The sequence below is a fragment of the Thermogemmatispora aurantia genome, from assembly GCF_008974285.1.
GTDB classification, from domain to species: domain Bacteria; phylum Chloroflexota; class Ktedonobacteria; order Ktedonobacterales; family Ktedonobacteraceae; genus Thermogemmatispora; species Thermogemmatispora aurantia.
This window is the reverse complement of sequence record NZ_BKZV01000016.1, coordinates 1-1,528: the sequence shown is the minus strand read 5'-3', so window position 1 is coordinate 1,528 and position 1,528 is coordinate 1. Positions and strand designations below refer to the sequence as shown.

General features: G+C 62.4%; 1 rRNA gene. It reads right to left on the bottom strand.

The annotated features are described in order from the left end of the window. Positions 1–8: 8 nt before the first annotated feature. Positions 9–1,527, bottom strand: a 16S ribosomal RNA gene (locus KTAU_RS21395). Position 1,528: the final 1 nt, after the last annotated feature.

Sequence of the window (1,528 nt, the reverse complement as noted above, 5' to 3'; positions counted from 1 at the left end):
CTCCCTAGAAAGGAGGTGATCCAGCCGCACCTTCCGGTACGGCTACCTTGTTACGACTTCACCCCAATCACCGACCCCACCCTCGACGCCTGCCTCCCCTCTGCTGAGGGGTTCGCCCAGCGGCTTCAGGTGTTGCCGGCTTTCGTGGTGTGACGGGCGGTGTGTACAAGACCCGAGAACGTATTCACCGCCGTGTGCTGACCGGCGGTTACTAGCAACTCCTCCTTCATGCAGGCGGGTTGCAGCCTGCAATCTGCACTGAGATCGGGTTTCAGGGATTGGCTCCCCGTCGCCGGGTCGCTGCCCGCTGTCCCGACCATTGTAGCGTGTGTGTCGCCCAGGATGTCAGGGCCATGCTGACTTGACGTCATCCCCACCTTCCTCCGCGTTGTGCGCGGCAGTCCCCTCGGATATCTCCAACCGAGAGCGAGGGTTGCGCTCGTTGCGGGACTTAACCCAACACCTCACGGCACGAGCTGACGACAGCCATGCAGCACCTGTGCACGCCTCCCTCGCGGGCCGGCCCATCTCTGGACCCTCAGCGTGCATGTCCAACCCTGGTAAGGTTCTTCGCGTTGCATCGAATTAAACCACACGCTCCGCTGCTTGTGCGGGTCCCCGTCAATTCCTTTGAGTTTTAGCCTTGCGGCCGTACTCCCCAGGCGGACCACTTCATGCGTTCGCTTCGGCGCGCAGGGGGTCGATCTCCCCACACACCTAGTGGTCAGCGTTTACGGCTAGGACTACCGGGGTATCTAATCCCGTTCGCTCCCCTAGCTTTCGCCTCTCAGCGTCAGGTACCACCCAGGACACTGCCTTCGCCTTCGGTGTTCTTCCCGATCTCTACGCATTTCACCGCTCCACCGGGAATTCCATGTCCCTCTGTGGCCCTCAAGTCAAGCCGTCTTCCCGCTTCTCCCGCAGTGAAGCCGCGGGCTGTCCGCGGGAACCTGCCCGACCGCCTACAGGCCCTTTACGCCCAGTAACTCCGGACAACGCTCGCCCCCTACGTCTTACCGCGGCTGCTGGCACGTAGTTTGCCGGGGCTTCTTCCTGGGGTACCGTCCTCCCTCTTCCCCCAGAAAAGCAGTTTACAACCCGAAGGCCTTCTTCCTGCACGCGGCGTCGCTCGGTCAGGCTTTCGCCCATTGCCGAAGATCCCTCACTGCTGCCCCCCGTAGGAGTCTGGGCCGTCTCTCAATCCCAGTGTGGCTGATCGTCCTCTCAGACCAGCTACCGATCGTCGCCTTGGTAGGCCGTTACCCTACCAACTAGCTAATCGGACGCAGGCCCCTCCTGCAGCGCCTCCCACCCTCCGGCAGAAAGCTTTCCTGGTGCCTCTCGCAAGACACCACCGTATGCGGGATTGTCGGCACTTTCGCACCGGTATCCCCCACTGCAGGGCAGGTCACCCACGTGTTCCTCACCCGTCCGCCACTCCCTCCCCTCGCGGAGAGGGCGTTCGACTTGCATGTGTTAGGCACGCCGCCAGCGTTCGTCCTGAGCCAGGATCAAACTCGCCATCCAG